Source organism: Streptomyces sp. MMBL 11-1, from assembly GCF_028622875.1.
Lineage (GTDB): Bacteria > Actinomycetota > Actinomycetes > Streptomycetales > Streptomycetaceae > Streptomyces.
Window position 1 is genome coordinate 1,891,307 of record NZ_CP117709.1, and the last position, 26,753, is coordinate 1,918,059.

General features: G+C 72.5%; 22 protein-coding genes. 14 read left to right on the forward strand and 8 right to left on the reverse strand.

What is annotated here, in order from left to right:
• The first annotated feature begins 33 nt into the window (after window positions 1-33).
• Complete coding sequence (locus tag PSQ21_RS08055) at window positions 34-1,017, forward strand: phosphatase PAP2 family protein (RefSeq protein WP_274029734.1); 984 nt, start codon at window positions 34-36, stop codon at window positions 1,015-1,017.
• A gap of 61 nt (window positions 1,018-1,078) precedes the next feature.
• Here PSQ21_RS08055 and PSQ21_RS08060 read toward each other — a convergent pair whose 3' ends face one another.
• The 3 genes from PSQ21_RS08060 to PSQ21_RS08070 all read right to left on the reverse strand — a co-directional run bounded on the left by PSQ21_RS08060 (window position 1,079) and on the right by PSQ21_RS08070 (window position 6,086).
• Window positions 1,079-4,075 (reverse strand): bifunctional [glutamine synthetase] adenylyltransferase/[glutamine synthetase]-adenylyl-L-tyrosine phosphorylase, encoded by a 2,997-nt coding sequence (locus PSQ21_RS08060; RefSeq protein WP_274029735.1) that lies wholly within the window; start codon window positions 4,073-4,075, stop codon window positions 1,079-1,081.
• An 86-nt stretch (window positions 4,076-4,161) separates the two neighbouring features.
• Entirely contained in the window at window positions 4,162-5,055 is an 894-nt protein-coding gene (locus tag PSQ21_RS08065) for a putative protein N(5)-glutamine methyltransferase (protein WP_274029736.1), read from the reverse strand.
• Between the two features lie 266 nt (window positions 5,056-5,321).
• The gene (locus tag PSQ21_RS08070) at window positions 5,322-6,086 is read right to left on the reverse strand and encodes a GntR family transcriptional regulator (protein WP_274029737.1); all 765 of its coding nucleotides are present in this window, start codon (window positions 6,084-6,086) and stop codon (window positions 5,322-5,324) included.
• A 160-nt stretch (window positions 6,087-6,246) separates the two neighbouring features.
• Between PSQ21_RS08070 and PSQ21_RS08075 the strand changes: the two genes are divergently transcribed.
• The 4 genes from PSQ21_RS08075 (at window position 6,247) to PSQ21_RS08090 (ending at window position 8,880) form a co-directional block, all read left to right on the forward strand.
• A complete protein-coding gene (locus tag PSQ21_RS08075; RefSeq protein WP_337961695.1) occupies window positions 6,247-6,585 on the forward strand; it encodes a hypothetical protein in 339 nt (112 codons plus the stop codon).
• Between the two features lie 206 nt (window positions 6,586-6,791).
• Entirely contained in the window at window positions 6,792-7,091 is a 300-nt protein-coding gene (locus PSQ21_RS08080; protein WP_274029739.1) for a hypothetical protein, read from the forward strand.
• 171 nt (window positions 7,092-7,262) lie between these two features.
• The gene (locus PSQ21_RS08085) at window positions 7,263-8,024 is read left to right on the forward strand and encodes a hypothetical protein (protein WP_274029740.1); all 762 of its coding nucleotides are present in this window, start codon (window positions 7,263-7,265) and stop codon (window positions 8,022-8,024) included.
• A 124-nt stretch (window positions 8,025-8,148) separates the two neighbouring features.
• Window positions 8,149-8,880, forward strand: coding sequence for an alpha/beta fold hydrolase (locus PSQ21_RS08090; protein ID WP_274029741.1), 732 nt, complete (start codon window positions 8,149-8,151; stop codon window positions 8,878-8,880).
• Window positions 8,881-9,071: 191 nt separating this feature from the next.
• On the opposite strand, the gene glnA is transcribed toward PSQ21_RS08090, so the two are convergent.
• On the reverse strand, window positions 9,072-10,433 hold the full coding sequence (gene glnA, locus PSQ21_RS08095) for a type I glutamate--ammonia ligase (protein WP_003969536.1): 1,362 nt from the start codon (window positions 10,431-10,433) through the stop codon (window positions 9,072-9,074).
• 277 nt (window positions 10,434-10,710) lie between these two features.
• Between glnA and PSQ21_RS08100 the strand changes: the two genes are divergently transcribed.
• From PSQ21_RS08100 to PSQ21_RS08125, 6 genes are all read left to right on the forward strand, one after another.
• Window positions 10,711-11,403 carry a DUF3105 domain-containing protein gene (locus tag PSQ21_RS08100; RefSeq protein WP_274029742.1) on the forward strand — a complete coding sequence of 231 codons (693 nt, stop codon included), beginning with the start codon at window positions 10,711-10,713 and terminating at the stop codon, window positions 11,401-11,403.
• A 62-nt stretch (window positions 11,404-11,465) separates the two neighbouring features.
• Complete coding sequence (locus PSQ21_RS08105) at window positions 11,466-12,194, forward strand: DUF305 domain-containing protein (protein WP_274035674.1); 729 nt, start codon at window positions 11,466-11,468, stop codon at window positions 12,192-12,194.
• Window positions 12,195-12,418: 224 nt separating this feature from the next.
• Entirely contained in the window at window positions 12,419-12,844 is a 426-nt protein-coding gene (locus PSQ21_RS08110; RefSeq protein WP_274029743.1) for a CBS domain-containing protein, read from the forward strand.
• A gap of 122 nt (window positions 12,845-12,966) precedes the next feature.
• The gene (locus tag PSQ21_RS08115; protein WP_274029744.1) at window positions 12,967-13,464 is read left to right on the forward strand and encodes a hypothetical protein; all 498 of its coding nucleotides are present in this window, start codon (window positions 12,967-12,969) and stop codon (window positions 13,462-13,464) included.
• A 77-nt stretch (window positions 13,465-13,541) separates the two neighbouring features.
• Window positions 13,542-15,179, forward strand: coding sequence for a multicopper oxidase family protein (locus tag PSQ21_RS08120; protein WP_274029745.1), 1,638 nt, complete (start codon window positions 13,542-13,544; stop codon window positions 15,177-15,179).
• A 120-nt stretch (window positions 15,180-15,299) separates the two neighbouring features.
• Window positions 15,300-17,054 (forward strand): NAD+ synthase, encoded by a 1,755-nt coding sequence (locus tag PSQ21_RS08125; RefSeq protein WP_274029746.1) that lies wholly within the window; start codon window positions 15,300-15,302, stop codon window positions 17,052-17,054.
• Window positions 17,055-17,179: 125 nt separating this feature from the next.
• Here the strand turns inward: PSQ21_RS08125 and PSQ21_RS08130 are convergent, their stop codons facing one another.
• From PSQ21_RS08130 to PSQ21_RS08140, 3 genes are all read right to left on the reverse strand, one after another.
• A complete protein-coding gene (locus tag PSQ21_RS08130) occupies window positions 17,180-18,403 on the reverse strand; it encodes an MFS transporter (protein WP_274029747.1) in 1,224 nt (407 codons plus the stop codon).
• A gap of 259 nt (window positions 18,404-18,662) precedes the next feature.
• Complete coding sequence (locus PSQ21_RS08135) at window positions 18,663-19,688, reverse strand: endonuclease/exonuclease/phosphatase family protein (RefSeq protein ID WP_274029748.1); 1,026 nt, start codon at window positions 19,686-19,688, stop codon at window positions 18,663-18,665.
• 214 nt (window positions 19,689-19,902) lie between these two features.
• Window positions 19,903-20,046, reverse strand: a complete 144-nt coding sequence (locus PSQ21_RS08140) for a hypothetical protein (RefSeq protein WP_274029749.1) — start codon at window positions 20,044-20,046, stop codon at window positions 19,903-19,905.
• 136 nt (window positions 20,047-20,182) lie between these two features.
• Here PSQ21_RS08140 and panB point away from each other — a divergent pair, with 136 nt between their 5' ends.
• The 3 genes from panB to PSQ21_RS08155 all read left to right on the forward strand — a co-directional run bounded on the left by panB (window position 20,183) and on the right by PSQ21_RS08155 (window position 23,180).
• Window positions 20,183-21,103 carry a 3-methyl-2-oxobutanoate hydroxymethyltransferase gene (gene panB / locus PSQ21_RS08145; protein WP_274029750.1) on the forward strand — a complete coding sequence of 307 codons (921 nt, stop codon included), beginning with the start codon at window positions 20,183-20,185 and terminating at the stop codon, window positions 21,101-21,103.
• A gap of 206 nt (window positions 21,104-21,309) precedes the next feature.
• Window positions 21,310-22,323, forward strand: coding sequence for an ATP-binding cassette domain-containing protein (locus tag PSQ21_RS08150; RefSeq protein ID WP_274029751.1), 1,014 nt, complete (start codon window positions 21,310-21,312; stop codon window positions 22,321-22,323).
• The gene (locus PSQ21_RS08155) at window positions 22,320-23,180 is read left to right on the forward strand and encodes an ABC transporter permease (RefSeq protein ID WP_274029752.1); all 861 of its coding nucleotides are present in this window, start codon (window positions 22,320-22,322) and stop codon (window positions 23,178-23,180) included. The genes PSQ21_RS08150 and PSQ21_RS08155 overlap by 4 nt, the downstream gene beginning before the upstream one ends.
• Window positions 23,181-23,276: 96 nt before the next feature.
• Here PSQ21_RS08155 and PSQ21_RS08160 read toward each other — a convergent pair whose 3' ends face one another.
• Window positions 23,277-26,672 carry an AfsR/SARP family transcriptional regulator gene (locus PSQ21_RS08160; RefSeq protein ID WP_274029753.1) on the reverse strand — a complete coding sequence of 1,132 codons (3,396 nt, stop codon included), beginning with the start codon at window positions 26,670-26,672 and terminating at the stop codon, window positions 23,277-23,279.
• Window positions 26,673-26,753 lie beyond the last annotated feature (81 nt).

Here is a 26,753-nt window from a genome sequence, read left to right on the forward strand (position 1 = left end):
GGCAGGGGAATCTCTATGGAAGACTCTCTGCCTATGGGTGAAACACAGGTGACAGCACACGGAGGCCGGTCGACGGCCGATCCTTCACCCATCGCGGCCCAGGCGGACCCCGGATCCACCCCCGCGTCCACCGTTCCCCCGGCTTCCGGGAAGACCGGCCTGCCGGCCCGGCTCCGCTCCCTGCGGGCGCCCCGCCGTCCGCGCATCTGGTTCGAGATCCTGCTCATCGCGGTCAGTTACTGGCTGTATTCGCTCGTGCGCAACGCCGTCCCGGAGCAGAAGGCCCAGGCGCTCCGCAACGCGGACTGGATCTGGTCGGCGGAGAAGTCCCTGGGTCTGGCCTTCGAGGAAACGGTCAACCACGCGGTCAATTCCGTGACATGGCTGATCGTGTCGATGAACTACTACTACGCGACGCTGCATTTCGTCGTGACCATCGGCGTCCTCGTCTGGCTGTTCCGCCGCCACCCGGGCCGTTACGCGGCGACCCGGCTGGTGCTCTTCGCGACGACGGCCGTGGCTCTGCTCGGCTACTACCTCTACCCGCTGGCGCCACCCCGTCTGATGAACGGCGCGAACTTCATCGACACCGTGCTCCTGCACGAGACGTGGGGCTCGATGGCGTCGGGCGACTTCAAGAACATGTCGAACCAGTACGCGGCGATGCCGTCGATGCACATCGGCTGGTCGCTCTGGTGCGGCCTGACGATCTTCGCCCTGGCCTCGGCGCCCTGGGCCCGCATCCTGGGCCTGCTCTACCCGACGCTCACCCTGGTCGTCATCGTGGCCACCGCCAACCACTTCTGGCTGGACGCTGTGGGCGGCATGGCCTGCCTCGCGTTCGGCTACGCGGTCTCGCGCGTCTGGTACGGCTCGCTTCCGCACCGGCTGCCGAAGTGGGTGCCGGACCGGCGGGGACGGCTGACCGGCCTGCGCACCGCCCGGCTGCCACGCCCGGCTTCGGAGCCGAAGCCGGAGCCGAAGCCGGAGCCGGAATCCAGCCCCTCCGGCGTTTGAGGAGCGGGGTCCGGGGCGGAGCCCCGAGGGGCCCCGGGGCAGGCCCCGGGAGCACGCCCGCTCAGGACGCCGCCCCGTAGAACCGCTCCTCCACCACCGCCCGCGCCCGCCGCGTGATCCGCCGGTAGTCGTCCAACATGTCCCCGACATGCCCCGGCTCGTACCCCAGGTACCGCCCGACCGCCGCCATCTCCCGCGGGTCGGACGGGAAGGTGTCCCCGGGCCGCCCCCGGACCAGCATCACCGCGTTACGGACCCGCGTCGCCAGAACCCACGCCTCGTCCAGCGTCTGCGCGTCCTCCGCCGGAATCAGCTCCGCCGCACACGCGGCGGCCAGGGCCTCACGCGTACGCGTCGTGCGCAGCCCCGGCTCCGCCCAGCCGTGCTGCATCTGCATCAGCTGAACTGTCCACTCGACGTCGCTCAGCCCGCCCCGCCCCAGCTTCGTGTGGAGCGTGGGGTCCGCGCCGCGCGGCATCCGCTCGGACTCCATCCGCGCCTTGAGCCGGCGGATCTCCCGTACGGCGTCCTCGCCGAGCCCTTCCATCGGATACCGCAGCGGATCGACCAGCTCGATGAAGTCGCGCCCCAGCTCCTCGTCGCCCGCCACCGGCTCGGCACGCAGCAAAGCCTGGCTTTCCCAGGCCAGCGACCAGCGCCGGTAGTAGGCCTCGTACGACTTCAGTGTGCGGACCAGCGGCCCGCTCTTGCCCTCCGGGCGCAGGTCGGCGTCGATCAGCAGCGGCGGGTCGGCGGTCGGCAGCTGGAGCAGCCGCCGCATCTCCCCGATGACCGTGTTGGCGGCCCGGGCCGCCTCCTCGTCGCTCACACCCTCGCGCGGCCGGTGGACGAAGAGGACGTCGGCGTCGGAGCCGTAACTCAGCTCGTGCCCGCCGAAGCGGCCCATGCCGATGACGGCGAACCGGGTCGGCAGGGTGTCGCCCCACTGCGCGCGGACGGCGGCCCGCAGCGCGCCCGCGATGGTGACGGCGTTGAGGTCGCTGACGGCCGAGCCGACACGGTCCACGAGGGCCCCGTGATCCTGCTCGGCGGGGTTGTCCTCGGTGCCGTACGAGTCGATGAGGTCGGCGGCCGTCGTGCGGAACAGCTCGCGGCGGCGCACCCCGCGCACCACCGCGACGGCCGACTCCGCGTCCCCGGCCCGCCCCACCGCGGCCAGCACCTCCTGCTCCAGGTGGGCCCGGGTACGGGGCGTGAGCCCCTCCGGGGCGCCGAGGATCGCCACCGCCTCCGGGGCGCGCATCAGCAGGTCCGGGGCGAGGCGGCCGGCGGAGAGGACCCGGGCGAGGTTCTCCGCGGCGGCGCCCTCGTCGCGCAGGAGCCGCAGGTACCACGGGGTCTTGCCGAGCGCGTCGGACACCTTGCGGAAGCCGAGGAGCCCGGCGTCCGGGTCGGCGGAGTCCGCGAACCAGCCGAGCAGCACCGGCAGCAGGGTGCGCTGGATGGCGGCCTTGCGGGACACCCCGGAGGAGAGGGCCTCCAGGTGCCGCAGGGCGGCGGCCGGGTCGGCGTACCCGAGGGCCTCCAGGCGGATCGCGGCGGCCTTCGCGCTGAGCCGGGACTCGGCGGGGGCCAGCTGGGCGACGGCGTCCAGCAGCGGCCGGTAGAAGATCTTCTCGTGCAGCCGCCGCACGACGGAGGCGTGCCGTTTCCAGGCCTTGTTCAGCTCCGCCACCGGGTCGGTGCGCATCCCGAGCGACCGGCCGAGCCGCCGCAGGTCCGCCTCGTCCTCGGGGACCAGATGGGTGCGGCGCAGCCGGTAGAGCTGGATGCGGTGCTCCATGGAGCGCAGGAAGCGGTACGCCTCGTCGAGCTGGGCGGCGTCCGCGCGCCCCACGTACCCGCCCTCGGCGAGCGCCCGCAGGGCCTCCAGGGTGGAGCCGCTGTGCAGGGAGGCGTCGCTGCGTCCGTGCACCAACTGCAGGAGCTGCACCGCGAACTCGACGTCCCGCAGTCCGCCGGGCCCGAGCTTCAGCTCCCGCTCGATCCGGTCGGCGGGGATGTTGTCGACGACACGGCGGCGCATCTTCTGCACGTCGGGGACGAAGTTCTCCCGGTCGGCGGCCCCCCAGACGAGCGGCGAGACCGCCTCGACGTATTCCGCGCCCAGCTCCGGGTCGCCGGCCACCGCGCGGGCCTTGAGCAGGGCCTGGAACTCCCAGGTCTTGGCCCAGCGCTGGTAGTAGGCGAGGTGGGAGCTGAGGGTGCGCACCAGCGGCCCGTTGCGGCCCTCGGGGCGGAGGTTGGCGTCGACCTCCCAGATGGTTCCCTCGATGGTCGTCTCGGAGCAGATCCTCATCATGTGAGCGGCCAGCCGGGTGGCGGCCTGCATGGCCCTGGTCTCGTCGACCCCGTCGCGCGCCTCCCCGACGAAGATCACGTCGACGTCGGAGACGTAGTTCAACTCCCGCCCGCCGCACTTGCCCATCGCGACGACGGCCAGCCGGCACCGGTCCGCGTCCTCGGGCGCGGCCGTACGGGCGATGGCGAGAGCGGCGCGCAGGGTGGCGGTGGCCAGGTCGGCCAGTTCGGCGGCGGTCTGCGCGAGGTCGGTGGTCCCGCAGACGTCCCGGGCGGCGAGGGTGAGCAGACACCTGCGGTAGGCGACCCGCAGCGAGTCCGGGTCGACGGCGTCGGCGAGCCCGCGCTCGAACTCGGCGACCCCGGGGTTCAGATCGACCGCCTCGTACGTGACGAGCGCCTGCCAGTCGCGCGGGTGCCGGGCCAGGTGGTCCCCGAGCGCCTCCGAGGCGCCGAGGACCCCGAGGAGCCGGTCGCGCAGCGGTTTGGCGGTGATGAGGGTGTCGAGCAGCACCTGCCGCTCGCTCTCCGTCCCGGCCTCGGCGATCCGGACCAGGCCGCGCAGGGCCAGATCCGGGTCGGCGGTGGCCCCGAGCGCCTCCAGGAGGACGGGGTCGGACCGTACGGACGCCAGCGCGTCCAGGTTGAGGAGCTGGTCCGCGGCGGACGGGTCGGTGAATCCGTGCCGCAGCAGCCTGGTGAACGTACTGCTCCTGCGCCCCGGCGCCGTCGTCATTCCGTGCTCTCCCGCCAGCCGAACCGAACCGTGTCCCCGTGCGTGGCCCCGGTACGGCTCCGTCGCCGCCCCGGGGCCCTTCGAGCCTAGTCCGGATTCGGGGCGGCGGCGGGGTCCGCCCCCGGAGGAGTCCCTGGCTGTTCAGCAGCCGGGAGGGGGGCCGCCCCGACTGCCGCGACCTGGACCGTTCCGACGAGGACGGTGGCGTACCACTCCTCGGAGACCAGGACCCGGGTGCTCAGTCCGGCGGCGCGCAGGACCTCGACCGCCGTGTCCCGCTGCCGTTCGCTCGCCTCGACGAGCAGGCTGCCGCCGGGCGCGAGCCACTGGGGCGCCTCGGCGGCGACCCGGCGCATGACGTCGAGCCCGTCGCCGCCCCCGTCCAGGGCGACGCGCGGTTCATGGACGCGGGCTTCGGCGGGGAGCAGTTCGACGTCACCGGTGGGGACATAGGGGACGTTGGCGAGCAGCACGTCGACCCGTCCGCGCAGAGCGGCGGGCAGCGGGGCGAACAGATCACCCTCGTAGACGTGCCCCAGGCCGCCGACGTTGCGCCGGGCGCAGCGCACGGCGGCGGGTTCGACGTCGCATGCGTGCAGCTCGGCCGCGTCCGACGCGGAAGCCAGGGCGACGCCGAGCGCGCCGGAACCGCAGCAGAGGTCGACCACGACGGCCCGGCGGGGTGCGAGGGCCGCGGCCTGCGCGACCAGGAACTCCGTACGGCGGCGGGGCACGAAGACGCCCGCGTCCACAGCGAAGCGGCGGCCGTGGAAGTCCGCCCAGCCCAGGACGTGTTCGAGCGGCAGTCCGGCGGCGCGGCGCTCGACGAGAAGGGACAGTTCGCCGACGGACGCGGCGGCCTCGTGGAGGAGACGGGCCTCCTCCTCGGCGAAGACGCAGCCGGCGCGGCGGAGGGCGACGACGGTGGAGGAGAGGGCACCGGAGGAGAGGGAGGGGGCACTGAAGGGGTGAACCGGCATGCGAGCGAAGCCTTTCGGGAAAACCGATGGGCGCTCCGCGATGGGCTTATGCCGTCCGGTCGGCTGCTGCCGGTCGTACGACGCGATCGCGCGGGGTGAGCACCCAGCCTGATCCAGCGGTAATGGGGCTCACCTCCTCGGTCGATCTCGTCGGTCCCGTGGCGTACGGGGGTCGTAACAGTACAACAGCCCGCTCCGCGCCCTTGCGGGGCGCGGGAACGGACCGCTCGGTCAGGGGCCACGCGTCAGAGGCCAGGGGCCAGGGGTCACGCGTCGGGCTGGTCCACGCGGATCTCGTAGGCGATCTCCCAGCGGATGTCCGGCACGATGATGTCGGCCGTCTCCACGGGGCGCCCCTCGGGGTCGAAGTACGTGCGCTCCACCTCGATGACCAGGTCACCGACGGAGATCCCGAGCAGATTCGCCTGCTCCCGCGTCGCGCGGGCCGGGCGGGGAAGCTCGATGCCGGTGACGATGTTCACGCCGATGGACCGCATCCGCTCCACCACACCGATCTTGCCGTGCGGACCCATCTCCGGAAGCAGGATCGGCGTCCCGTCGGTGATGGCCATCGGCTCCCAGCTCTTGGAGAGCTGCACGGGCAGGCCGTCGGCGAGGAACTCGTAGTCGGTCACGACGCAGAGGTCACCGGGCTCGATCGCCAGCCGTTCGGCGATGTCCTCCGGCGCGGGGACCCGTGCCGTGCTGGTGCACTCCCAGTCGGCCTCGTGGTCGAGCTCACTCATGTCCGAGGCGAAGGGACTCTTGCCGCGCTGCTCGCGGTGGCGCGAGCGGACCATGCGGCGGCGCTCGCGGGCCCGCCGGACGTACGTGCCGGAGCCGGCGCGGCCTTCGAGGATGCCCTCGATGATCAGGCGCTCCATGGCCCGCTGCGCCACCGACTGACCGACGCCGTACTCCTCGGCGAAGCGGGCCCGGGACGGCAGCTTGTCCCCCACTGCCCATTCACCGGCCCGGACACGAGCCCGCAGAGCATCCGCCACCTGCAAGTACGGCGTATCACGTGGCATTTGAGCAGCTCCGTGTGTTCGGCGTCGATATGGGCGTCGCTGTTGACAAAGCTAACCCATCAGGTTGAAGCTGAATACTCAGCATTACATGGAGTGACATTCGGTTCATCAGGGGAGAAGTGTGCGCTCTGCACAAGCGCGGGTCGCGGCGCTGACCGGCATGCTCGCCGCCGCCACCGGCACCGAGCCGCGCATCACCACCGGCCTGGACACCTTCCGCGTCGAGGCCGATCTCCCCTCCGAGTTGAGCGCGACCGCGCATTCGGCCGTCCTGGCCGCCCTGGCCACGGCGGACCGCTTCGGCCACACGCTCAACCGCACCGCCGAATACGTGTGGGCCGAGATCAGCAGAGAGGCGAACGTGACCACGACCGAATCCCCGGACACGGCGTACCGCGCCCTGCTCGGCCACACCATGACCTGCACCGCGTGCCGGGCCGGCGTGATCTGCCCCAGCGCCACGAAGCTCGTCCGCGTCTGGCGGGAGACCCGCCGATGAGACGCGGTGCGCGGCGCCGGCGGGAGCAGGGCGCGACCGCCGCCGGCCGACGGCATACGGCCGGACGAACCGCCTGACCCCCCGGCCCGGCCGCCCGTGCCCCGGCAGGAGGGCAGCCGGGCCGGATCACCACCCACCGATCAGAGACGGAGGCACCTGATGCGCGGAACCCACCAGGCGTTACCGGCACCACCCGGGAGGCCCGGATGACGATCGCCCTCTCCACGACGGACGTCCTTGACTGCGAGGCCTGCTGGAACGCCCCGGTCACCGCCGTCCGCCACACCCCCGCCGGCCGCGACCTGCTCTGCGAGGAGTGCGCGGAGGGCGACTACCCGCGCCGCGTCGACCTCTTCCCACCGTTCGGCATCTACGGCCTGACACGCCGAAAGGTCCTGAACGACGGCAAGCACGGCAGCGGCCCCCCGAAGACCCCACCGGACCCGGGCCCTCCGCTGCCCAACCCGCCCCCCGCGCCGTCACCGCCGGGTACGCCGCCGGTGTAGCACGTCCGGTCACGGCCCGGCCCTTGCCCGTCGCGTACGGGCGTACGGGTGGGGCCAGGTCGCGGACCGCTCGTGACAACTCCGGCGACACGGCCGGCCTCACTGCGTAAGGTGGCGATCTTCGGCAGGCGGGGTCCTGCTGGAGTCCCTGATGAGGCTGTGCCGATCACGATGAGTCCCCCCACCTCCGCCCGGCTCCGGCTCGACCGCGCCCTGGAGAGCCTGGACGACACCTTCCGCGGCATGACCGCGCGCGCCGACGAGGCCCAGTGCGACTGCCACTGGGGCAGCCCGGAGGAGTTGGCGCTGCTGAAGACCCCGGACGTCGACCTCTCCCCCGACCTCCTCCGGCGGACCTGGGACGCCCCCGACTGGGCCGACCACGGAGCGGTGTTGCGCCGGATCCTGCCCCAGTTCGCCCGGGCGCTGGTGGGTGGCCGCGTGGAGCCCATGTTCGGTATGTACGAGGTCGGCCGCTCGTTCGCCCGCGGGCACTGGCGGCAATGGCCCGCGGGCCAGGACGCGGCGGTGTGGGAGTTCCTGCACGCCTGGTGGGCCCGGAGCCTCGTGGACCCGGCCCCCGCCGTGCCCGTACACGAGATCCTGGCCCTGTGCGCCGAGGCCTCCGCCACGCTCGGCCCGTGGCTCACCGTCTGGGAGGCCCTGGACCACGAGATGTCCGACCGTCACCTGGCCCAAGCGGCCGCCGAGTGGGAGTACGGCCTCCTGGGCGACCAACTTCCCTGGGACGCGTGGGACTACGAGGACGAGAGCGGCATGCGCGGCGAGCTGGCCGCCTGGCTGGTCCACCACGTGCCGAGGCGGCTGCGCCTCCGGAAGGGATCCGCGGCACTGCTGCACCGCGTACGCCTGATCGGCCTCACCGGCCCGGCCCGCTGGGAGGACCCGCACTGGCCGGGCCACCGCTACTGAACGGGCCTCTCCCGTCGTCATCGGTCTCACGGTCCTGCCCTCGTTCCGCCCTCCGACGGGATGACGCCAACGTGCCGCCCGCACGTAGAGTCAGCCCGAAGAGAGCACGGATCCGGGGGGATTCATGACGGCTGCGGATGCACCGCCCATCGTCTTCGTACACGGGACGCGGTTCAGCGCGGGGCAATGGAGCCACCAGCTCGCCGCGCTCCAAAAGGACTTTCGGGTGGCCGCCGTTGACCTACCGGGCCACGGTGCGCGCTCCGCCCAGCCCTGGAGCCTGAACGCGGCGACGGAGATCATCGCCTCCGCGGTGGACTCGCTCGACCACGGGCCGGCGCTGGTCGTCGGGCACTCGCTCGGCGGATACGCCTCGCTGGAGTTCGCACGCCACTGCCCGGAGCGGCTGCGGGGGTTGGTTCTCGCGGGGGCCAGCGCCTCGACGCGTGGTCCGTGGGCAACGCCGTACCGGTGGGCGGTCGGGCTCGTCCCCCGTATACCCGCGGACCGGTTGACCCGCTGGAACGACAGGTTGCTACGTCGGCTCTATCCCCCCGAAGTGGTGGATGCCACCATCAGCTCCGGTTACGCGTTCCACGCTCTGCCGGCCGCCTGGGGCGAGGTGCTGGGCCGCTTCGACGCCCATGCGATGCGTCATGTGGCGGCTCCGGTGCTCATCCTGAACGGCGAGAAGGACACCGTCTTCCGGTCCGACGAGATGGACTTCGTCCGCGCGCATCCGCAGGCCCGCATCGAGTTGATCCCCCGGGCGAGGCATCTCGCGAACTTCGACGACCCGGATGCCTTCACCGATGCCATCCGCCGCTTTGCCCTCCACCTGCCCGCTCACAGCTGAGCGCGCCGGAGCAGGGTCCACCGGGGTGGCCCGAGCACCGGGAGACCGCGAGGCAAGGCGCAGTCGGGCCCGCCGCCCGTGGGGCCTGACGGCCCCTGGAGGGCCCAGGGTTGCCCATGGCCACGGGCGGGCCGCTTCGGTGGGACCGGGCGACCCGCCCGTCGTGCGTGCTCCGAGCCACCGGCCCGCGGCTACAGCACCGGCAGCAGGTTCTTCAGCTCGAAGGCCGTGACCTCGCTGCGGTACTCCTCCCACTCCTGCTTCTTATTGCGCAGGAAGAAGTCGAAGACGTGCTCGCCCAGCGTCTCGGCGACCAGTTCGCTCTTCTCCATCAGCGAGATCGCCTCGCCCAGGTTCTGCGGGAGCGGCTCGATGCCCATCGCGCGGCGCTCCGCGTCGGAGAGGGCCCAGACGTCGTCATCGGCGCCGGCCGGGAGTTCGTAGCCCTCCTCGATGCCCTTGAGGCCCGCGGCGAGCAGGACCGCGTAGGTGAGGTACGGGTTGGCGCCGGAGTCGATGGAGCGGACCTCGACGCGGGCCGAGCCGGTCTTGCCGGGCTTGTACATCGGGACGCGGATGAGGGCGGAGCGGTTGTTGTGGCCCCAGCAGATGTACGAGGGGGCCTCGCCGCCCGCGCCGGCCGCGCGGGAGGAGCCGCCCCAGATGCGCTTGTAGGAGTTGACCCACTGGTTGGTGACGGCCGAGATCTCCGCCGCGTGCGTCAGCAGGCCCGCGATGAAGGAGCGGCCCACCTTGGAGAGCTGGTACTCCGCGCCCGACTCGTAGAAGGCGTTGCGGTCGCCCTCGAAGAGGGAGAGGTGGGTGTGCATGCCCGAACCGGGGTACTCCGAGAACGGCTTCGGCATGAACGTGGCCTGCACGCCCTGTTCCAGCGCCACCTGCTTCATCACCAGACGGAACGTCATGATGTTGTCCGCGGTGGAGAGCGCGTCCGCGTACCGCAGGTCGATCTCCTGCTGGCCGGGGGCGCCCTCGTGGTGGCTGAACTCGACCGAGATGCCCATCGATTCGAGCATGGTGATCGCCTGGCGGCGGAAGTCCATGCCGACGTTCTGCGGTGTGTGGTCGAAGTAGCCCGAGCTGTCCGCCGGCGTCGGGCGGGTGCCGTCGACCGGCTTGTTCTTCAGCAGGAAGAACTCGATCTCGGGGTGGGTGTAGAAGGTGAAGCCGAGGTCGGACGTCTTCGCGAGGATGCGCTTGAGGACGTAGCGCGGGTCCGCGAAGGACGGGGAGCCGTCCGGCATCAGGATGTCGCAGAACATCCGCGCGGTGCCGGGGGCCTCCGCGCGCCAGGGCAGGATCTGGAAGGTGCCCGGGTCCGGCTTGGCGATCATGTCTGATTCGTACACGCGGGCGAAGCCCTCGATCGCCGAGCCGTCGAAGCCGATGCCCTCGTCGAAGGCCTGTTCCAGCTCGGCCGGAGCCACGGCGACGGACTTGAGGAACCCGAGGACGTCGGTGAACCACAGCCGCACGAAGCGGATGTCGCGCTCCTCAAGGGTCCTGAGGACGAATTCCTGCTGCTTGTCCATTGCCACATCCTTGCAGTTCAGACGGTCCGTGCACCACCGCCCGGGGTAGGGGGACACTTCAGTATCGCGACCCGGGATTTCCCCCAGATTACGCACACGGTGTGAGAGAGAGCACTCGGCCACCCACTACGATCGGCGACCGTGGCGCACGGGGGCGGCGGCCGGGCGACGGCCGGCTTTCCGCCCGGCTTCCCAAGCGGCTTTCCGCCCGTCCGCGCGCATCGGTTCACGGACCGTCCTCCCTCCTCCCGGCCCCTTCGCAGAAGGACTCGACGACATGAGCTTCGACCCCCGGCACCCCCAGCCCCAGGCCCCCGACACGCGCGCCCGCGCCACCCGCAACCGGGCCGTCGCCATAGGGCTGGGCGCTGCCGTCGTGGCCGGTCTCGTCGCCTTCGGCTCGTACCTGCTGCTGGAGAACTCCGAGGCGAACGAGAAGTCCGACGACGCCTCGGCGGCCCAGGACGGCAAGCACCCGGGCGGGCACGGCGACGCCCACGGCGACGCCACGGGCGGGGCCATCGAGGGGCTGAAGTCGTGGGACGCGGCGAAGCTCGGCCGCGAGCACGTCGCGGGCTCGGTGGACTATCCGATGAAGCCCCCGGTCGGCGGTGACCACAACCAGGCCTGGATGAACTGCGACGGCGATGTATACGAGAAGGCCCTCCCGGACGTGAACGCCGTGCACTCCCTGGAGCACGGCGCGGTCTGGGTCACCTACAACGGCAAGGCCGCCGACGCCGATGTCGCCGCTCTGGCCGAGCGTGTCAGGAAGACCCCGTTCACGCTGATGAGCCCGTACGCGGCTCAGGAGGGCGCGATCATGCTCAGCGCCTGGGGCAAGCAGGTCGCCGTCGACTCCGCCGACGACAGGCGGGTGGACCAGTTCCTCACCCAGTACGTCCAGGGCGCGCAGACCCCCGAGCCCGGCGCACCCTGCACCGGCGGGCTGGCGACGGTGCCGCGGTGACGGCCGGTGAGCGGGCCGCCGAGGAGCGGACGGTCCCGGGCACGGTCTCCCAGGCCGCCCTCGTGGAGCGGCGGAAGACCCGGCGTGTCCGCTGGGCGGCCGGGAGCGCCGTGGCCCTCGCCCTGCTCTTCGCGGGGGCGGCCACCGTCGCCTCCGCGCGGGGCGACGGGGGCGGGGCGGGAGCGGGGGACGCCCGTGTCCGTGTTCCGGGGGCCTCGTCCGCCGACGCCGGGTTCGCCCGGGACATGGCCGTCCACCATCAGCAGGCCGTCGAGATGTCGTTCATCGTCCGCGACCGCACGGACGACGAGGACGTGCGCCGTCTCGCCTACGACATCGCCAACACCCAGGCCAACCAGCGCGGCATGCTGCTGGGCTGGCTCGACCTGTGGGAGCTGCCGAAGGTCGCCCCGGGCGGGGAGCGGCCCATGGCGTGGATGGCACCCGAGACGGGTGGGGACGGGCACGGCGGGCACCGCGAGCACGACAAGCACGGTTCGGGCGGCGCCGAGGCGGGTTCCGGTGCGGACGGGGTGCTCATGGCGGGCATGGCGAGCCGCTCGGAGCTGGCGCGGCTCGACCGCCTCGACGGTGAGCGGGCCGAGGTGTTCTTCCTCCAGTTGATGACGGACCACCACAAGGGCGGCGTCGTCATGGCCGAGGCCTGTGCGTCCCTGTGCGCGGTTCCGGCCGAGCGGCGGCTCGCCCGGGGCATGGTCGAGGGTCAGCAGTCCGAGCTGGGGCTGATGCGGGACATGCTGGCCGAGCGGGGTGCCGAGCCTCGGGCCTGAGCCGCGCCTTCGGGCCCGAGCCGCGCGCTCGGGCCCGAGCCATGTCTTCGGGCCCGAGCCGTGCCTTCCGGCCTGAGCCCGGACGGCGGGTGCGTCAGCTTTCGTCCTCGCGGCGGCGCACCCGAACGGGTGATTGCGGTCGCGCGGCCCCGGCGGGGCGGTGACGATGGGTTGCGCTCGGGGCCGTACGGCAGTGCCATCGGCACGCAGGAGGAAAATCCCCCATGACGACCGCCAAAGACATCATGCACAGCGGGGCCCGCTGGATCCCCGCTCACGAGACGCTCGACCGTGCGGCCCAGCTGATGCGCGAGCACAACGTGGGCGCGCTTCCGGTGTCCGCCGACGGTGACTCCGACCGGATGGTCGGCATCATCACCGACCGCGACATCGTCGTCGGCTGTGTGGCCAAGGGGCACGACCCGGCGAAGACCACGGCGGGCGATCTCGCACAGGGCACGCCCCGCTGGATCGAGGCGGACGCCGACGTGAACGCGGTCCTGGAGGAGATGCAGACCCATCGCATCCGCCGGCTGCCCGTCGTCGAGAACAAGAAGCTCGTCGGCATGATCAGCGAGGCCGACCTCGCGCAGCACCTCACCGAGGAGCAGATCGCGGGCTGGGCGGAGAAGGTCTACGCCCGCGGCTGAGCCGCCATCCGTACGACCGTGGCCGGCGCCCCGCCGCCCCCGTCCCGCCCCGGCACCGGGGTGGCGGGGTGCCGGGCGCCCCCCGCCCGGTACGTATACCCACCATGGGTAGGGTGGTCCGCATGGTGGGCAGGACGCGGAGCAGGAGCAGGACGTACGGGCAGCTGATGCTGTTCGCCGCTCTGCTGTTCGGCATCGTCACCATGCACACGGTCGGGCATCCGGAGGAACACGGCGGCCCGCCGTCGTCGCCCCGTGCCCTGACCGAGCACGTGGCCCCGGCACCCGGCCCGGCTCACGGCCCGGATCGGGCCCAGGGCCCCGCCCCGGCCCCTGCCCCTGCTCACGACCCGGCTCCGGGCGTCGCCGACGCCCAGCAGCCGCCTCCGCACGGCTCCCCCGGCTCCGGCGCCCCCATGAGCGGTATGGATCCGCTCTCCGTCTGTCTCGCCGTCCTCGGCGTCTGGGGCCTCGCCCTCCTCGGTTTCTGGCTGCTCGGGCTGCGCGCCGACGGGCGGCCCCTCGGTACGCCGGTGGGCGCGGGGCTGCTGCGGGCCCTGCGGCCGATCCCGCCGCCCCGGATATCGGTGCTCGCCAGCGTTTCGGTGCTGCGTATTTAGGAGTGGGCGTCTCACCTCCGCCCCCTCCACGCAACAACAGCCCTTCAGTTCTTCAGTTCTTCAGAGGTGTATTCGGCATGCCCACGCAACCCACTCGACGCGCCGTGCTCGGCGCCGCTCTCGCCGTCGCCGGCACGGGAGCCCTCGCCGCCTGTTCCGACGGGGGCGGCAACCACAGCGGGGGCCACTCCCCCGGCGGAGCGCAGGACTCCGGCACGTACGTCTCGCCCGACGGCAAGGAAGTCGAGGCGGCCGAGGCGGCGCGCGGCTCCGGCCCCGTGCGCAAGGTCTCCCTCACCGCCACCCGTGCCCGGCTCGACCTCGGCGGCGGGCGGACCGTCGCCTCCTGGGCGTACGGGGACCGGCTGCCCGGACGCGAGGTGCGGGTGACGGCGGGCGACACGCTCGCCCTCACCCTCGCCAACCATCTGCCGGAGCCCACCTCGCTGCACTGGCACGGCCTCGCCCTGCGCAACGACATGGACGGGGTCCCGGGGCTGACCCAGCGGGACATCGCACCGGGAGCCGACTTCGCGTACCGGTTCGCCGTGCCGCACCCGGGGACGTACTGGTTCCACCCGCACTCCGGTGTCCAGCAGGACCGGGGGCTGTACGCGCCGCTGATCGTCGAGGACCCGAAGGAGCCGTTGGCGTACGACAAGGAGTGGGTCGTCGTCCTCGACGACTGGGTCGACGGGGTGGAGGGGTCCACTCCGGACGCCGTCCTCAAGGAGCTGTCCGGGGACATGGGCGGCGGGATGGACCACGGCGCGCACACCATGTCGGGCGAAGAGGACACGGGCGGCAAGGACGGCAAGGACTCGGGGGGCAAGGGCACGGGAGGCAAGGAGTCGGGAGGCAAGGACTCGGGGGGTGACGGGCCCTCGCGGATGATGATGGGGGCCACCAGCGAGCTGCTCGGCGGGGACGCCGGCGATGTGGCCTACCCGCACTACCTGGTCAACGGGCGGGTGCCGCAGGACCCGTCCTCCTTCTCCGCGCGGCCCGGCGACCGTATCCGGCTGCGGATCATCAACGCCGGCGGCGACACCGCCTTCCGGGTCGCGCTCGGCGGGCACCGGATGACCGTGACGCACACCGACGGGTTCCCGGTGCGGCACACCACGGGTGACGCGCTGCTGCTGGGGATGGGCGAGAGGTACGACGTCCTCGTCACCGCCGGCGACGGGGTCTTCCCGCTGACCGCGCTGGCCGAGGGGAAGAAAAAGTCCGCGCTGGCCGTGCTGCGGACCGGGAGCGGGGCCACGCCCGCCGCCTCCGTACGGCCCAAGGAGCTGGACGGGAAGCTGGTGGAGGCGGGGCGGCTGGTGCCGGACCCGTCGGTGGCACTGTCCGCCCGCGCGCCCGACCGGACGATCCGGATCCGGCTCACCGGCGGGATGGCGAAGTACGACTGGGCCTTCGACGGGCAGCCGTACAGCGCGAAGCAGCGGCGGCCGGTGGAGGCGGGCGAGCGGGTGCGGGTCGTCTTCGACAACGCGACGGCCATGTGGCACCCCCTCCATCTGCACGGCCACACCTTCGCGCTCGGCGGGAACGCCGCCGGGGCCCGTAAGGACACCGCGATCGTGCTGCCGCACCGGTCGCTGACCGTGGAGTTCGACGCCGACAACCCGGGCCTGTGGATGGTGCACTGCCACAACGTCTACCACGCGGAGGCGGGGATGATGACGGTCCTCGGCTACCGGAGCTGACCCCGCGATCCTCGGCGGGTCGGGGCTGACACCCCATCGACCTGCGGTTTCGGCGGGCCGGAGCAGATTTTGCCCGGCCCGCCGGGACATCGCGTCAGAAAGACGATTACACTGGGCTCCGTGCCTCAACTACGCCTCGCACTGAATCAGATCGACTCCACCGTCGGCGACCTCGCCGGCAACGCGGAGGCGATCGTCCACTGGACCCGGCACGCCGCCGAGCAGGGCGCCCACCTGGTGGCGTTCCCCGAGATGGTGCTGACCGGATACCCCGTCGAGGACCTGGCCCTGCGGTCGTCCTTCGTCGAGGCCTCGCGTCAGGCGCTGCGCGCGCTGGCCGCCCGGCTCGACGCGGAGGGCTTCGGCGAACTGCCGGTCGTCGTCGGCTATCTGGACCGCTCCGAGCACGCCGCGGCGCGCTACGGGCAGCCGGCCGGTTCCCCGCGCAACGCCGCCGCCGTGCTGCACCGCGGCGGGATCGCGCTCAACTTCGCCAAGCACCACCTGCCGAACTACGGGGTGTTCGACGAGTTCCGGTACTTCGTACCGGGCGACTCGATGCCCGTCGTCCGGATCCACGGCATCGACGTGGCCCTCGCGATCTGCGAGGACCTGTGGCAGGACGGCGGGCGCGTCCCGGCCGCCCGGTCCGCCGGCGCCGGGCTGCTGCTGTCGATCAACGCCTCGCCGTACGAGCGGGACAAGGACGACACCCGGCTGGAGCTGGTCCGCAAGCGGGCCCAGGAGGCCGGCTGCACGACGGCTTATCTGGCGATGATCGGCGGCCAGGACGAGCTGGTCTTCGACGGCGACTCGATCGTCGTCGACAAGGAGGGCGAGGTCATCGCCCGCGCCCCGCAGTTCTCCGAGGGCAGCGTCATCCTCGATCTGGAGCTGCCCGCCGCCGAGGCCGTGGCGCCCTCCGGCGTGGTCGACGACGGACTGCGCATCGACCACGTGGTGCTGTCCGACCGGCCCGTGGACGCGTACGAGCCGGAGCTGGCGGGCGGGTACGCGGAGCGGCTGGGCGACGAGGAGGAGATCTACTCCGCGCTGGTGGTCGGGCTGCGCGCGTACGCCGCGAAGAACGGTTTCAGCAGCGTGCTGATCGGGCTCTCCGGCGGTATCGACTCCGCGATCTGCGCGGCCATCGCCTGCGACGCGCTCGGCGCCGAGCACGTGTACGGCGTCTCGATGCCGTCGAAGTACTCCTCGGACCACTCCAAGGGCGACGCGGCCGAGCTGGCGCGGCGGACCGGGCTGAACTTCCGCACCGTACCGATCGAGCCGATGTTCGACGCCTACATGGGGTCGCTCCAGCTCACCGGCCTCGCCGAGGAGAACCTCCAGGCGCGGCTGCGCGGCACGATGCTGATGGCCCTGTCCAACCAGGAGGGGCAGATCGTGCTGGCGCCGGGCAACAAGTCCGAGCTGGCGGTCGGTTACTCCACGCTGTACGGGGACGCGGTCGGCGCGTACGGTCCGATCAAGGACGTGTACAAGTCGTCGGTCTTCCGGCTGGCGAAGTGGCGGAACCGTGCCGCCGAGGAGCGGGGGCAGACCCCGCCGATCCCGGAGGCCTCGATCACCAAGCCGCCGAGCGCGGAGCTGCGGCCGGGGCAGGTCGACACGGACTCGCTGCCGGACTACGACGTCCTGGACGCGATCCTGGAGATGTACGTCGACCGGGACCAGGGGCTTGACGCCATCGTGGCGGCCGGGTTCGACGCGGAGCTGGTGGCGAAGACGCTGCGGATGGTGGACGCGGCCGAGTACAAGCGGCGGCAGTACCCGCCGGGGACGAAGATCTCGCCCAAGGGGTTCGGGAAGGACCGGCGGCTGCCGATCACGAACCGGTGGCGCGAGTCGTCGTAGCCGGGTGGGGTGGGCGGGCGGTCACCGGGGGCGTCCGGTGGCCGCCTCCGTCCTCGAACGCCGGACGGGCTGAACCGGCCCAGCACCGACGAAGGTGCGGGCACGCCCTGCCCAGGGTTCCGTCCTCAATCGCCGGACGGGCTTGTTGTCGCCGGTTCGCGGGGCGAGGTGCGGGGGCCGCCTGCCACCACGCGGGATGCCGGGGAGGGGTCCCGGTCCAGGTAGCCCGCTGTCGCCGCCACCGCCAGGCCGATCACGGCCAGCACCGCGCCGACCAGGGCCGGGGACGTCCAGCCCCAGCCCGCCGCGATCGCCACGCCGCCCAGCCAGGCGCCGCCCGCGTTGGCCAGGTTGAACGCGGAGTGGTTGGAGGCGGAAGCCAGCGTCGGGGCGTCCTTCGCCTTGTTCATCACGAGCATCTGGAGCGGGGTCGTGGTCATGAAGCCGACTCCGCCCAGCAGCACCACCATCACCAGGGCCGCCCACGGGACGTGCACCGTGAACGGGAACACCACCAGGATCACCGCGAGCGCGCCGAGCGATCCGTACAGGGTCGGGCGCAGCGCCCGGTCCGTGAGGGGGCCCGCGGCGAGGGCGCCCAGGGTCATCCCGATGCCGAAGAGGGCCAGGACCAGGGTGACGGAGGATTCGCCGAAGCCCATCGCCTTCGTGGTCATGGCCGAGAGGTACGAGTACACCGCGAAGACCCCGGCGAAGCCGAAGACGGCGGTGAGCAGGCCGAGGATCACCTGACGGTTGCCGAGGGCCCGCAGCTCGCGGCGGACGTCCTGGTGCGCCTCGACGGGGATGTGGGGCACCAGACGTGTGAGGGCCGCCATGGCCGCGAGGCCGATCGCCGCGACCACGAGGAAGGTGGCCCTCCAGCCGAGGTGCTGGCCGAGCAGCGTGGCGGCGGGGACGCCGACGATGTTGGCGACGGTCAGGCCGAGGAACATCGTCGCGACGGCCCGCGCCTGGCGGCCCTCGGAGACCAGCCGGGCGGCGACGACCGCGCCGACGCCGAAGAACGCGCCGTGCGGGAGGCCTGCGAGGAAGCGGCCCGCGATGAGCCAGCCGAAGTCCGGGGCGAGCGCGGATGCGAGGTTGCCGACGGTGAACAGCGCCATCAGGAGCAGGAGCATCCGCTTGCGCGGGACCCGCGAGCCGAGCCCGGTGAGCAGGGGCGCGCCCAGGACGACGCCGATCGCGTACGCCGACACGAGGTATCCGGCGGTGGGCACGGACGTGCCCAGGTCGTCCGCCACATTGGGGAGCAGCCCCATCATGACGAACTCCGTCGTGCCTATGCCGAAGGCGCTCACGGCCAGGGCGAGGAGAGCCAGGGGCATGGGGAAGGGGCCTTTCAGGGAGGGCGGGGGCCTGCGGGACGCGCGGCGGGGGAACAGCGGGAAGCCGTTGCCGGGGCACGCCGGGTGCCGTGCCGGACAACGGCTCACGCCATATGTAAGTTACCGGAACAAATTCTCGCAGAGGTTTATGCCGGGCCGCCTACCGGCAGGTGAACGGCTCGTTGCGCCGGGCCTGCGGGACCTGCCGGGCCTACCGGGGCTGCGGGGCCTGTTGAGCCTGCCAGGCCTGTCGCATACGTCACAGCTCCACGCGGGCCGCGATCGGGAGGTGGTCGCTGTCGGTCGCCGCGAGGGTCCAGGAGGCCAAGGGCTCGACACCCTTGACCATGATCTGGTCGATCCGGGCCATCGGGAACGAGGCGGGCCAGCTGAAGCCGAAGCCGTCGCCCGCCGCGCCCTGGGTGGAGCGCATCTGCGCGGTGACCGCGTTCAGCGAGCGGTCGTTCATCGTGCCGTTCAGGTCGCCGAGCAGGACGACGCGCTCCACCCGTTCGTCGGCGATGGCCTCGCCGAGCGCGTCGGCGCTGTTGTCGCGCTGGTTGGCGGTGAACCCGGCGTGCAGCTTCACGCGGACGGACGGCAGGTGGGCCACGTACACCGCGACCTCGCCCTGCGGGGTCCTGACCGTCGAGCGCATCGCGCGGGTCCAGCCCATCTTGATGTCGACGGGCTTGGTGTCGGCCAGCGGGTACTTGCTCCACAGCCCCACGGTGCCCTGGACGGAGTGGTACGGGTAGCGGTCGGCCAGCGACTTCTCGTACGTGGAGACCTGCCTGCCCGGGAGTTCCTGGAGGGCCACGACGTCCGCCCCGGAACCGGCGACCTGCTGGGCGGTGCCGTCGGGGTCGGGGTTGCCCGCGTTGACGTTGTGGGTGGCGACGGTGAGGTCGCCGCCGCCGCCGGACTTGTCGGTGAGCAGGCCCCCGAAGACGTTGAGCCAGACCACGACAGGCAGCAGCAGCGCGACCAGGGCGGTCGCGGAGCGCCGCACCAGGCCCAGGACCAGCAGCACCGGGATGAACAGCGCGGCCCACGGCAGGAACGTCTCGATGAGGCTGCCGAGGTTGCCGAGCCGGTTGGGGATCTGCGCGTGGACGACCATCAGCAGGGTCAGCAGCACCGAGCAGAGGGCCAGCACGATTCCGCGCCGCCAGATGCCCCGGTCGGATTTCAGCCTGGCCCACAGGCCCCGGAAGCGGGATCCGCCGACCTCCGGCTGCTCCGCGCTGCCGTTGTCCGTGTCCGCTCCGTACGCCTGCACCATCGCGCTGTCCTCACTGCCTTGCCCTGCACATCGCCGCGCCCTCGACCCTAGGCGACTCGACCCTAGGCGATGAGTGGCGCCTTTCCGCCCGTCGGCCCACAGACCCGCCCGACGTCCCACGACCGTACGGAGTGCCCGTACGCGAACCAGGACGCCGGAGGCGGGAGGACGGGTTCCGGTGCGGGTCCGGCCCGGGGGCCTTGTGACAGAACGATCACACTCGTACGGGGGCGAGCCCTCCCGGCGGAGCGGCGATCACGCGGTCCACGGCGTTCTCGGTGTTCTTGGGGTTCTCGGTGTTCTTGGGGTTCTTGGGGTTCTTGGGGTTCTTGGGGAGCGGCGCGCAGGGGAGGTGCACCGCGCGGACAGCCGTACGGACAGGCGTGCGAACAGGCGTGCGGGCCCACTTCCCGAGCGGCGGGGCGGGATGCCACCATGGAAGGGATCCGGGGACGCCGTCAGGGCGCCTCGAGATGACGAAGGAGCCACCGGCCATGTCGCTTCAGGCTGCACAGAATCCGTCCTCCCCCAAGGAGGCCTCCGCCTCCCCCGCAGGCGCGTCTTCCCCGGCAGGCGCGTCCGCCGACAGCGGCAAAGCGCTGTACGGAGGGAAGTCGACCCGCCGCATCACTGTCCACGACATCGCCGCCGCCACGGAGCGCGGCGAGAAGTGGCCGATGCTCACCGCCTACGACGCGATGACCGCGTCCGTCTTCGACGAGGCCGGCATCCCGGTCATGCTCGTCGGGGACTCCATGGGCAACTGCCACCTCGGCTACGAGACCACCGTGCCGGTGACGATGGACGAGATCGCCATGCTGTCCGCCGCCGTCGTCCGGGGCACCAAGCGCGCCCTCGTCGTCGCCGACCTGCCCTTCGGCTCGTACCAGGAGGGCCCCGTCCAGGCCTTGCGCAACGCCACCCGGCTGGTCAAGGAGTCGGGCGTCGGCGCGGTCAAGCTGGAGGGCGGCGAGCGGTCCCACGAGCAGATCCGGCTGCTGGTCGAGGCCGGCATCCCGGTCATGGGCCACATCGGCCTGACCCCGCAGTCCGTCAACGCGATGGGCTACCGGGTCCAGGGGCGCGGCGAGGAGGCCGCCCAGCAGCTGCTGCGCGACGCCAAGGCCGTGCAGGACGCGGGCGCGTTCGCCGTCGTGCTGGAGCTGGTGCCCGCCGAGCTGGCCGCCGAGGTCACCCGTACGCTGCACATCCCGACCGTCGGCATCGGCGCCGGTTCCGCGACCGACGCCCAGGTGCTCGTCTACACGGACATGGTCGGGCTGACCGGTGGCAAGGTGCCGCGCTTCACCAAGCAGTACGCGAACCTGCGTCAGGTGCTCGGCGACGCGGCGAAGGAGTTCGCGGACGAGGTCGTCGGCGGCACGTTCCCGGCGCCGGAGCACACCTTCCACTGACGCGCGCACCGCCCCACGGGCCGTTCGACGCGCCGTCCGACGCGTCTTCGTCCCGCGCCCACCAGCCATTTCCCGCACCACCGACAGCCCGCCGACATCCCCCATCGGCGGGCTGTCGCCCGTCCGGCGTCCGGTTCCGGGCCGTGTCGGCGGCCTGCCAGTGATCTGTCGGCGGTCTGTCGGTGGGTGCTGGTTTGCTGGTGGCCATGGAACGAATCGACAAGAACCCCAGCAGCGGCCGGAACGCGGTCGAGGTGCGGGGGCTGGTCAAGCACTACGGCGAGACCAAAGCACTGGACGGCGTGGACCTCGACGTCCGCGAAGGCACCGTCCTCGGTGTGCTCGGCCCCAACGGCGCGGGCAAGACCACTCTCGTACGCTGCCTGTCCACCCTGATCACCCCCGACTCCGGCCACGCGGTCGTCGCGGGCTTCGACGTGGTGAGGCAGCCCCGGCAGCTGCGCCGCACCATCGGCCTCACCGGGCAGTACGCCTCGGTCGACGAGAAGCTCTCCGGCTGGGAGAACCTCTACATGATCGGGCGGCTGCTCGATCTGCCCCGCAAGCGGGCCCGGGCCCGCGCCGACGAGCTGCTGGAGCGGTTCTCGCTCACCGAGGCCGCCAAGCGGGCCTGCATGGAGTACTCCGGCGGAATGCGCCGCCGGCTCGACCTGGCCGCCTCCATGATCGGCAGCCCCTCCGTCCTCTACCTGGACGAGCCGACGACGGGTCTCGACCCCCGTACCCGTAACGAGGTCTGGGAGGAGGTTCAGCGGATGGTCGCCGAGGGCGCGACCGTCCTGCTGACCACCCAGTACATGGAGGAGGCGGAGCAGCTCGCCAAGGAGCTGACCGTGATCGACCGCGGGAAGATCATCGCCCGGGGCGGGGTCGACGAGCTGAAGGCGAAGGTCGGCGGACGCACTCTCCAGATCCGGCCCTCGGACCCGGCGGAGCTGGCCGCGATGGCGCGGGCGGTCCGGGAGGCGGGCCTCGACGGCGTCGCCGGCGCGCAGGCGGTGCCGGACGAGGGCCTGCTGTACGTACCGATCCTCAGCGACGAGCAGCTGACCGCCGTCATCGGGCTGCTGGGCGTCAGGGGCTTCTCCCTCGCCCATGTCTCCACCGCTCTGCCCAGCCTCGACGAGGTGTTCCTCGCGATCACCGGCGACAAGGCCACGCCCCTCTCCGACCAGGCTCCCCAGGAGGTCGCCGCATGAGCACCACGACACTGACCCCCGCCCCCGCCGGGGCCGCGGACACCACGCCGTCGAAGCCGGCGGTGGCCGACGAGGGCCGGATCGGTCTGCGGGCCAACCTGCGACACATCGGGGCGCTGGCGCGGCGCAATCTGCTCCAGATCAAGAAGGACCCCGAGTCGATGTTCGACGTCCTTCTCATGCCGGTCATCTTCACGCTGCTGTTCGTGTACGTCTTCGGCGGCTCGGTCGGCGGCAGCCTCGGCGGGAACCGGCAGGACTACCTGAACTACCTGATTCCCGGGCTGATGGCGATGATGGGCATGAACATCGCGATGGCCGTCGGAACCGGGGTCAACGACGACTTCCGCAAGGGCGTCATGGACCGGTTCCGGACGATGCCGATAGCCCGCTCCTCGGTGCTGATCGCCAAGATCGTGGTCGAGCTGGGCCGGATGATGGTCGCCATCACCATCCTCCTCGGGATGGGCTTCGCCCTCGGCATGACCGTGGGCACGTCCGTGGTCGGGCTGCTGGCGGCGGTCGCCCTGTCGGCGGTGTTCGGCGCCGCCATCATGTGGATCTTCATCGTGCTCGGGCTGGCCATGAAGACGGCCCAGGCGGTCCAGGGCATGGGCATGCTGGTGCTGATGCCCCTGCAGTTCGGGTCCTCCATCTTCGCGCCGCCCGCGACCATGCCGGGCTGGCTCCAGGCGTTCACCGACTACAACCCGCTGTCCAATCTGGCGGACGCGGCGCGGGGCCTGATGATGGGCGGCCCGGTCGCGAACTCCGTCTGGGTGACGCTCGCCTGGGCGGCGGGCATCACGCTGGTGATGGCTCCGCTGGCGGTGTCCAAGTTCCGCAAGAAGGCCTGAGCGAGCGCCCTGAGCAGGAATGCCTCAGCGGGAGGGCTTGCGCGCGGAACGCCTGAGCGCGGGCGGCCCGAGCGGGAACGCCTGAGCGCGGAAGCGTTACGACGGAGGGCTGCGCCGGTACGTCTCCGCCAGGGCGGTGGCCTCATGGAGTGTGAGGCCACCGCCCTCCGCGTACGCCGCCGTGTACGCCGCGTCGTCGATCCACACGCGGACGGCCCGCTCGGCGTGGGCCAGGTTGCGACGCTCCATCATGCTCGGCACATGCCCCTTCGGCAGGAGAGTCGCCTGGCACGCCAGCAGCCGGGCCGCGTCCTTCGCCGCTCCGGGGCCGCCGAATCCGGCGAGTGCGTGGGCGATGGCCGTCAGGTGGGCCGACGGCATCTGCGGGGCCACCGCCATCGACAGGGGGTCCCGGGAGCTGGTCAGCGCGGTCAGCGCGTTCTCCAGGGCGGAGGCGTACGCGCCGTCGAGGTTGTCCAGCCAGGCCAGAACCCCGTGGACGAAGCCGCCGAAGATGGCGGCGTCGCGCCCCTTGAAGTCCTCCCGGACGAGCTGCGTCTGGCTGCGGGCCTCGTCCACGCGCCCCTGGAGCCCGAGCACGAACCCCAGGTGCATCCGGGCCATCGGCGTCGCCTCGTGGCCCGACTGCCGCCCGTTCTCGGTGACGTCGCGCAGGATGGCCTCGGCCTCCGGGAGACGGTCGATCTCGATGAGGGCCCCGGCGTACCGGGCACGCAACAGGGCCACCTGGCTCTGGGCGCCGATCCTCTGCGCGTAGTCCACAGCCGCCCCGTAGTCGTTCAGGGCCGCCGTGAACTCACCCGCCCTCTCGTTCGCCTCGCCCCGCGACGAGAGCGCTTCGGCGGCGCCCCAGTCGTCGCCGAGCCGGGTGTAGATCTCCAGGCTCTCGTCGGCGTCGGCGCGCGCCTCGGCCACCCGCTCGGGGGTGTTCGACAGGAAGTTGGCGCGGGTGTGGAGTGCGGAGCCGAGCTCCCATTCGTAGCCGAACGTCCGGGAGGCCCGGACCGTCTCGTCCAGCAGTTCGTACAGCCGGTCCATGTCGCCGCTGAGCAGGATCGCGTACATCCACAGCGATCCGGGCATGCGGCAGGTCTGCGGCATGCCGGGGCGGTAGGTGTCGGCGATGATCTTCAGGCGCTCCTTGCCTTCGGAGGTCGACCACTCGCTGAACATGAGGTCAACGCTGGCCAGTTGGATCAGCGACGCCCCGCGCCGCGCCTCGGCGAGCTGTTCGTCGTTCATGGGCGGCGGCCGGTCGGTGGCCCGTTCCAGGAGCGAGGGGGCCCGGACCCCGGGCGCGGCGAAGGGGTCGGGGCCGAGCGAGGAGGCGGCGGCGGCCCACTGGCGGGCGTCCGCGCGCAGATCGCGCAGCATCCAGTACCAGGACATCGACAGCACCATGCACAGCGCTTCGTGCTCGTCCCCGACGGCGACGGCGTGGCGGAGCGCGGTGCGCAGGTTCTCGTATTCGCGCTGGAAGACCGCGTTGGCGTCCCGCTGTCCGGCGCCACGCACCCGGGGCCCCGTGATACGGGCCAGTTCCCGGTAGTGGACCAGGTGGCGCCGCTCGACGGCGTCCCGCTCGCCCGCCTCGTCCAGACGGTCGGCGGCGTACTCGCCGACGGTCTCCAGCAGCCGGTAGCGCATCTCGTCGTCGCCGGGCGCGGCGACGACGAGGGACTTGTCGACCAGGGACCCGAGCAGGGCGGCGACGTCCGGGGAGTCGACGGCGACGCCGTCGGCCGGTGCGGGCAGGGCGCAGACCTCCTCGGCGGCGGCGAGGGAGCAGCCTCCGGCGAAGACGGAGAGGCGGCGCAGCACGGCGCGTTCGGCGGCGTCGAGCAGGTCCCAGGACCAGTCGACGACGGCGCGCAGGGTCTGCTGGCGGGGCAGGACGGTCCGGCTGCCGTTGGTGAGGAGGCGGAAGCGGTCGTCGAGCCGGTCGGCGATCTGGCGCGGGGTGAGCATCCGCAGCCGGGCGGCGGCCAGTTCGATGGCGAGCGGCAGCCCGTCCAGACGGCGGCAGATCTCGGCGCAGGCGGCAGCGGTCGCCCCGTCCGCGTCGGTGCGGAAGCCGGGGCGGGCCGCCGCCCCGCGCTCGGCGAGCAGGCGCAGCGCCATCGGGTCCGGCAACGGGTCGACGGGGCGGACGAACTCGCCCGGCACACCGAGGGGTTCGCGGCTGGTGGCGAGGACGGTGAGCTGCGGGCAGTGGGTCAGCAGCCGGTCGGCGAGGGCGGCGGCCGCCCCGATGACGTGCTCGCAGTTGTCCAGGAGGAGCAGCATCCGGCGCGGGGCGCAGTGCTCGGTGAGGCGTACGAGGGGGTCGGCGGCGGTGCGGTCGGTGGCCCGCAGCTCCTCGGCCCCCGCCCCGCGCAGCACGGCCTCGCGGGCGCCGAGCGCGGACAGGACGGCTTCGGGCACGCTGTCCGGGTCGTCGACCGGTGCCAGTTCGGCGAGCCAGACGCCGTCGGGCCAGCTCTCGGCGGCGGCCTCCGCGGTCTCCTGGGAGAGCCGGGTCTTGCCCGCGCCGCCGGGGCCGAGCAGGGTGACGAGCCGGCTCCGGGCGAGGTCGTCGCGGAGCGCTGCGATGTCGTTGTCGCGGCCGACGAAGCTGGTGAGCCGGGCCCGGAGGTTCCCGGGCGGTATCGGGGGCGCGGTCGGCGTCGCCTGGGAAAGGGCCGCGCCCACGGCGGGCTGGGCGCCCGGGGCGGGGCGGAGCGCGAACCCCGGCACGGGCGGCGCGGCGGGTTCCTGGTGGAGCAGTTCGGTGTGCAGGGCGCGCAGGGCCGGGCCCGGGGCGGTGCCGAGGCGGTCGTCGAGCAGGGTCCGGACCTCCTCGTACGCGGCGAGCGCCTCGGCGGGGCGTCCGGCGTCCCGCAGGGCCGTGATGCGCAGGACCTGGAGCGGTTCGTCGAGCGGGTGGGCGTCGCAGAGCACGGCCAGCTCCGGGAGTGCCTCGCCCGCTCTCCCAAGGGCGAGGAGGGCGCCGAGCCGGGTGCACCGCGCGTCGAGCCTGCGGGCCTCCCAGCGGGACGCCGTCGCCGCGCGGTCGGGCAGATCGGCGAGGGCGGGCCCGTGCCACAGGGCGAGGGCCTCCCCCAGGAGGACGAGGGCGTGCGGCGCGTCGCCGCCCTCCAGGGCCCGGCTCCCCTCCCCCGCGAGGCGTTCGAAGCGGTGCAGGTCCACGGCGTCCGGCGGGGCGGCGAGCCGGTAGCCGCCCGCCACGGACTCGACGGCGCCCCGGCCCAGCGCCCGGCGCGCCCTCCCGACCAGGGCCTGGAGGGCGCCGGCCGCGTCGGCGGGCGGGTCGCCGACCCACACCTCGTCGACGAGGACTCCGGCCGGGACGGTCCGGCCGGGACGCAGCGCGAGCACAGTGAGCAGGGCGCGCAGCCGCGCCCCGCCGAGGGGGACGGCCGTGCCGTCGTCGCGGAGTGCCCGGGTGGTGCCGAGAATGCAGTAGCGCACGGGCCCATTGTCCGTGACGGTGGGGTGGGCTGCGTTGACCGGGGGGAACTCCGCGAGTGGTCACCGGCGTTCCCGCCCTGT

What these genes read in the sequence shown, in the direction of transcription:
- PSQ21_RS08055 (WP_274029734.1), top strand. Translation starts at nt 34, where the DNA reads ATGGGTGAAACACAGGTGACAGCACACGGAGGCCGGTCGACGGCCGAT.
- PSQ21_RS08060 (WP_274029735.1), bottom strand. Translation starts at nt 4,075, where the DNA reads ATGACGACGGCGCCGGGGCGCAGGAGCAGTACGTTCACCAGGCTGCTG.
- PSQ21_RS08065 (WP_274029736.1), bottom strand. Translation starts at nt 5,055, where the DNA reads ATGCCGGTTCACCCCTTCAGTGCCCCCTCCCTCTCCTCCGGTGCCCTC.
- PSQ21_RS08070 (WP_274029737.1), bottom strand. Translation starts at nt 6,086, where the DNA reads ATGCCACGTGATACGCCGTACTTGCAGGTGGCGGATGCTCTGCGGGCT.
- PSQ21_RS08075 (WP_337961695.1), top strand. Translation starts at nt 6,247, where the DNA reads ATGCTCGCCGCCGCCACCGGCACCGAGCCGCGCATCACCACCGGCCTG.
- PSQ21_RS08080 (WP_274029739.1), top strand. Translation starts at nt 6,792, where the DNA reads ATGACGATCGCCCTCTCCACGACGGACGTCCTTGACTGCGAGGCCTGC.
- PSQ21_RS08085 (WP_274029740.1), top strand. Translation starts at nt 7,263, where the DNA reads ATGAGTCCCCCCACCTCCGCCCGGCTCCGGCTCGACCGCGCCCTGGAG.
- PSQ21_RS08090 (WP_274029741.1), top strand. Translation starts at nt 8,149, where the DNA reads ATGACGGCTGCGGATGCACCGCCCATCGTCTTCGTACACGGGACGCGG.
- glnA (WP_003969536.1), bottom strand. Translation starts at nt 10,433, where the DNA reads ATGGACAAGCAGCAGGAATTCGTCCTCAGGACCCTTGAGGAGCGCGAC.
- PSQ21_RS08100 (WP_274029742.1), top strand. Translation starts at nt 10,711, where the DNA reads ATGAGCTTCGACCCCCGGCACCCCCAGCCCCAGGCCCCCGACACGCGC.
- PSQ21_RS08110 (WP_274029743.1), top strand. Translation starts at nt 12,419, where the DNA reads ATGACGACCGCCAAAGACATCATGCACAGCGGGGCCCGCTGGATCCCC.
- PSQ21_RS08115 (WP_274029744.1), top strand. Translation starts at nt 12,967, where the DNA reads ATGGTGGGCAGGACGCGGAGCAGGAGCAGGACGTACGGGCAGCTGATG.
- PSQ21_RS08120 (WP_274029745.1), top strand. Translation starts at nt 13,542, where the DNA reads ATGCCCACGCAACCCACTCGACGCGCCGTGCTCGGCGCCGCTCTCGCC.
- PSQ21_RS08130 (WP_274029747.1), bottom strand. Translation starts at nt 18,403, where the DNA reads ATGCCCCTGGCTCTCCTCGCCCTGGCCGTGAGCGCCTTCGGCATAGGC.
- PSQ21_RS08135 (WP_274029748.1), bottom strand. Translation starts at nt 19,688, where the DNA reads ATGGTGCAGGCGTACGGAGCGGACACGGACAACGGCAGCGCGGAGCAG.
- panB (WP_274029750.1), top strand. Translation starts at nt 20,183, where the DNA reads ATGTCGCTTCAGGCTGCACAGAATCCGTCCTCCCCCAAGGAGGCCTCC.
- PSQ21_RS08150 (WP_274029751.1), top strand. Translation starts at nt 21,310, where the DNA reads ATGGAACGAATCGACAAGAACCCCAGCAGCGGCCGGAACGCGGTCGAG.
- PSQ21_RS08155 (WP_274029752.1), top strand. Translation starts at nt 22,320, where the DNA reads ATGAGCACCACGACACTGACCCCCGCCCCCGCCGGGGCCGCGGACACC.